The organism is Streptomyces hainanensis (assembly GCF_004348415.1).
GTDB classification, from domain to species: Bacteria; Actinomycetota; Actinomycetes; order Streptomycetales; family Streptomycetaceae; genus Streptomyces; species Streptomyces hainanensis.
Genome location: NZ_SMKI01000510.1, coordinates 1 through 5150, shown reverse-complemented (window position 1 = coordinate 5150; position 5150 = coordinate 1). Strand labels below are relative to the sequence as shown.

General features: G+C 73.1%; 4 protein-coding genes and 1 pseudogene. 3 read left to right on the top strand and 2 right to left on the bottom strand.

The annotated features are described in order from the left end of the window. The first annotated feature begins 269 nt into the window (after positions 1-269). Positions 270-1247 (top strand): helix-turn-helix domain-containing GNAT family N-acetyltransferase, encoded by a 978-nt coding sequence (locus tag E1283_RS31350; protein WP_132821556.1) that lies wholly within the window; start codon positions 270-272, stop codon positions 1245-1247. Between the two features lie 48 nt (positions 1248-1295). On the opposite strand, the gene E1283_RS31345 is transcribed toward E1283_RS31350, so the two are convergent. Beyond that, complete coding sequence (locus E1283_RS31345; RefSeq protein WP_132821555.1) at positions 1296-2195, bottom strand: Gfo/Idh/MocA family protein; 900 nt, start codon at positions 2193-2195, stop codon at positions 1296-1298. A gap of 241 nt (positions 2196-2436) precedes the next feature. Here E1283_RS31345 and glnII point away from each other — a divergent pair, with 241 nt between their 5' ends. After that, positions 2437-3459 (top strand): glutamine synthetase, encoded by a 1023-nt coding sequence (glnII, locus tag E1283_RS31340; RefSeq protein ID WP_132821554.1) that lies wholly within the window; start codon positions 2437-2439, stop codon positions 3457-3459. A gap of 252 nt (positions 3460-3711) precedes the next feature. Continuing rightward, positions 3712-4986, top strand: a complete 1275-nt coding sequence (locus E1283_RS31335) for a sensor histidine kinase (protein WP_132821553.1) — start codon at positions 3712-3714, stop codon at positions 4984-4986. 20 nt (positions 4987-5006) lie between these two features. Here E1283_RS31335 and E1283_RS39225 read toward each other — a convergent pair. Further along, positions 5007-5150 (bottom strand): annotated as a pseudogene (locus E1283_RS39225) (IS982 family transposase); the annotation flags it as partial.

The window sequence follows — 5150 nt, the reverse complement described above, 5'->3', positions numbered from 1 at the left end:
GGGGCGTCCTCGGAGTGGAGCAGTATCCGGTTGAGGGCGATCAGGCCGACGCCGGCCGCCAGCCCGATCACGGTGCGGCGCGGGATCCGGGACCACCCACCACCCGACTTATCAGATGAATATGATGAATCTGATGACATGATCAACTGTTCTCACGGCCCGGCGCTCCGGCCGGCCGGCCACACCGGGCCCCCGCCCAGCGACACCCGTTCACCGCACCCGGCGCACCACCGTTGACGCGGCACGCCGGCATACGTTTGACTGAGTCAATGATCGAGTCAACGACCGGCCCGGCCGCCTCCTCGCCGACGACCGAAGTCGTCCGGCGCATCAGGGAGTTCAACCGCGACTACGTCAAGCTCGTCGGCGCCTACGACTACGCGCACCGCCTCGGCACGCCCCACTCGCTGCCCGAGGCCCGCGTCATCTGGGAGCTGGCAGGCCGGGAGCACACCCGGGTCACCGACCTCCGACGCGCCGTCGACATGGACGCCGGCCAGCTCAGCCGGCTGCTCACCCAGGCCGAGGCCACCGGGCTCGTCGAACGCCAGCGCGACCCGGAGGACTCGCGTCGTCAGCTGATCCGGCTCACCCCCGCCGGCCGGGACGCCGTCGCCCTGCTCGACGCCCGCTCCAACTCGGTGATCGGCGAACAGATCCACCGGCTGACCGCGTCCGACCGCGAGCGGCTGCTCGCCGCGCTCGACACCGTCGCCCGCCTGCTCGGCCTGGACCACGGCCGGCCGCCCGAGCCCGGCTTCCGGCTGCGTCCGCCGAAGACCGGCGAGTTCGGCTGGGTCGTCCAGCGCCACGCCGTCAGCTACGCCGAGGGCTACGGCTGGCACACGGGCTTCGAGGCGCTGGTCGCCCAGGCCGTCGGCCGGTTCGCCGCCGAACACGATCCGGCGAGGGAGTCCTGCTGGATCGCCGAGCACGCCGGCGAACCCGTGGGCTCCGCGTTCTGCGTGGACGAGGGCGACACCGTGGCCGGGCGGCCGGCCGCCCGGCTCCGGCTGCTCCTCGTCGAGCCGACCGCCCGCGGCCTGGGCATCGGCGGGGCGCTGGTCGCCGAGGCCGTGCGGTTCGCCCGCGAGGCCGGCCACCACGGCATGGTGCTGTGGACCAACGACGTGCTCACCAGCGCCCGCCGCATCTACCGGGCCGCCGGCTTCACCCTGGTGGCCACCACACCGCACACGAGGTTCGGCCCCCCGGCCAACGGCGAGGACTGGGAACTGCGGTTCTGACTTCCGCCTTCCGCCTTCCGCCTTCTGACTTCCGGCGGCCGGCGGCGCCTAACGGTGTTGCGCGGGGAGCTTCGCCTCGACGGCGGCCAGGATCTCCGTGACCCGCAGCCCGAAGTGGACGTCGCACGGGTGCGGCACGCCGGTCCTCGCCGACTCGACGAGCGCGTCCACCGCCCGCAGGAACGGCCGCACCGCGCCGCCGTCCGCGCGCTCCGGCAGCGTGGTCACCCCGGCCGCGCCGCGCAGCTCGGCGGTGACGGCGGACGCCTGCGGCGGCACGGTGTGCGAGAGCGTCAGCGTGCTGGACGCGCCCGAGACGTGCCGCAGCGCCACGTGCACCATGTCCCCGGGGCCGCGCGCCGCCACCACGCCCTCCGGGCCGACGATGTCGCCGAGCGGCGGCAGGAGCAGCGACAGCGCGTGCGGGCCGACGTCCCACAGCGCGCCGCGCTCCTTGCGCCACGCCGAGTCCGAGTAGGGGGTGTCGGCGCCGCCGAAGACCGGCGAGAACCAGTCGACGCGGCCGGTCAGCCAGCCGTCGGCGCCGCTCTGCGCGGCCACCCAGGCCGCCGTCTCGGGCGCGAACCGCAGCGTGAAGAACACCACGGAGGCCACGCCGGCCGCCCGCGTCGCGGCCGCCAGCTCGCGCGCCGCCTCGACCGTGGTGGCCACCGGCTTGTCGAGCAGCAGGTGGCAGCCGGCCGCCGCGGCCCGCACCGCCAGCGGCGCCTGCACGTCGGGGGGCAGCGCGAACGCCACCGCGTCGCAGTCCGCGAGGAGTTCGTCCGCGCTGTCGTAGGCCCGGGTGCCGAGCCGGCCGGCGAGCTCGGCCGCGGCCCGCGGTCGACGCCCCCAGACCCCCGCAAACTCCGCCTCCGGGTGCTCCGCGAGCGCTGGCCCCTGGGTCAGCCGCGCCCAGGGTCCGGTTCCGAGCAGTCCGATTCTCATGGCGGTGCCTCTCTTCCGATCGCGACGGCGATCAGCGTAGGCGGCCTGGGGATCACACGGCGCCGGTATTCCCGCCGAAACGTAGTTCACAGCTCCTTAACAGTCGGGCAACTGGCGGGAAATGCCAGGTGGTGAGGGTTTGACCAGGCGACCGTGTCGATGTCCGGTGCGGTACCCGGGCCTCGTGACGGGCGCTCAGCGCTGTGACGCACCCGCGATGACCTCCCGGAGGAGCACGACCGTGAGCTACAAGGCCGAGTACATCTGGATCGACGGCACCTCGCCGACCGCCAAGCTGCGCTCGAAGACCAAGATCGTGGCCGACGGCGTCGAGCCGCCGGAGTGGGGCTTCGACGGGTCCAGCACCAACCAGGCCGAGGGCCACGCCTCCGACTGCATCCTCAAGCCCGTCGCCAGCTACCCGGACCCGATCCGCGGCGGCGACCACCTGCTGGTGCTGAACGAGGTCTACAACGTCGCCGACGGCGCCCCGCACGTCTCCAACACCCGCGCCCAGCTGCGCCCGGTCGCCGAGCGGTTCGCCTCCCAGGAGCCGATCTTCGGCATCGAGCAGGAGTACACCTTCTTCAAGGGCTCCCGCCCGCTCGGCTTCCCGGAGAACGGCTTCCCCGCCCCGCAGGGCGGCTACTACTGCGGCGTCGGCGCGGACGAGATCTACGGCCGCGACATCGTCGAGGCGCACCTGGAGAACTGCCTCAAGGCCGGCCTCGGGATCTCCGGCATCAACGCCGAGGTCATGCCGGGCCAGTGGGAGTTCCAGGTCGGCCCGCTCTCCCCGCTGGAGGTCTCCGACCAGCTGTGGATCGCGCGCTGGCTGCTCTACCGCACCGCCGAGGACTTCGGCGTCTCCGCCACCCTCGACCCGAAGCCGGCCAAGGGCGACTGGAACGGCGCGGGCGCGCACACCAACTTCTCCACCAGGGCCATGCGCGAGGGCTACGACGCGATCATCGCCGCCTGCGAGTCCCTGGGCAAGGACGGCAAGCCGCTGGAGCACATCAAGAACTACGGCGTCGGCGTCGAGGACCGCCTCACCGGCGCCCACGAGACGGCCCCCTGGGACCAGTACAGCTACGGCGTCTCCAACCGCGGCGCCTCGGTCCGCATCCCGTGGCAGGTCGAGCGGGACAAGAAGGGCTACATCGAGGACCGCCGCCCCAACGCCAACTGCGACCCCTACGTGGTGACCCGGCTCCTGGTCGACACCGCCTGCACCGAGCTGGCGGAGGCCGGCCTGGTCTGAGCCCACGGGCTCCCCAAGACGCCTCCCCGGCCCACGGCCAGCAGCTCGGGCGCGGGTCCGGGGAGGCACCCGCACAGCGGCGCGCGAGGGCGCGCCCGCCGACCTTCGGCGGGCGCGCCCTCCGCCGTTCGCGCCCCCTGGTGTATCCAGGTACACCCAGGTGTCGGGCAGCTGCCCCCCGTGACGCGTGCCGGACCTGGCCAGCAGACTGTGAGCACGGACGGCACGGGCACGGAAGAGGTCGAAGAACACATGGACAGGCGACGGCTGCGCGAAGCCCTGCTGGCGAGCGCTCAGGGGCTGCTCCTCATCCCGCTGACGATCGGGGTGTCCACGCTGCTGTTCGTGCTCTTCACGGTCTCGGTCGCGCTGATCCCGATCGGCGTCGGCGTCCTCACCACACCGCTGGTCGTCGACGCCGTCCGGGCCCACGCCAACCTCCGGCGGCGGCTGGCCGCCGACTGGTTCGGGATCACCATCACCGCCGGTTACCGGTCGCCGGCCGGCGGCCGGGGCGGCATCGCGGGGCAGGTCGAGCGCTGCATGGTGATGCTGCGGGACCAGACCACCTGGCGCGAGGCCGGCTGGCTGCTCGTCGACGCCGTCGCCGGCCTGGTGCTCGCCCTGATCCCGTTCACGCTCCAGGGCTACGCGGTCTGGGGTCTGGTGCTGCTCGCCGGCGTCTGGGTCCCCATCGTGAACGCGGGCGGCACCCTCTGGTTCGCCTTCGTGCCCGTGAGCTCCTGGTTCACCGCCGTCCTCGCGGCCGTCGTCGGCCTCGGCTTCGGTGTGCTCGCCCAGTACGTCGGCCGCCCGGTGATCCGCGGCCAGGCCCTGATGACCAGGGCCCTGATCGGCCTCTCCGAGCGGCAGTTGCTCGCCCAGCGGGTGGAGCGGCTCGCGGAGACCCGGCACGACGCGGTGGACGGCGCGGCGGCCGAGCTGCGCCGGATCGAGCGCGACCTGCACGACGGCGCCCAGGCCAGGCTGGTGGCCATGGGCATGAGCCTGGGCACCGTCGAGGCCCTGATCGAGCGCGACCCCGAGCAGGCCAAGCAGCTGCTGGCCCAGGCCCGTGCCAGCTCCGCCGAGGCACTGACCGAACTGCGTGACCTGGTCCGCGGCATCCACCCGCCGGTGCTGGCCGAGCGCGGCCTGGGCGACGCGGCGAAGGCGCTGGCGCTGCGCATGCAGCTGCCGGTCGAGGTGGACGTCGAGCTGCCTGGGCGGCTCGACGAGTCCGTCGAGTCCGCCGCGTACTTCGCCATCAGCGAGGTGCTGACCAACGCGGCCAAGCACTCCGGCGCGAGCAACGCCTGGCTCGACATCTACTACAGCGGGCGCGAGCGGACCCTGAGGATCGCCATCACGGACAACGGGCGCGGCGGCGCCGACCTGGACGCCGGCACCGGGCTCCGCGGCCTGGAGCGCCGCCTCGGCCCCTTCGACGGCACGCTCGCCCTGAGCAGCCCGGCCGGCGGCCCGACCCTGGTCACCATCGAGATCCCCTGCGCGCCGCACGACTAGACGAATAGTTCCGATGTGGCTCAGTGGTCGTAGGCGGTCAGTGACCTGGTGATGGGTGCGCCGATGGTGCGGTTGTGCCAGATTGCACAGGTCATCGCCAGGATCCGCTGAGCCACTCGGACGCCGACGCCTTCGATGGTGCGGCCGCCATGCTGTTCGAGGCC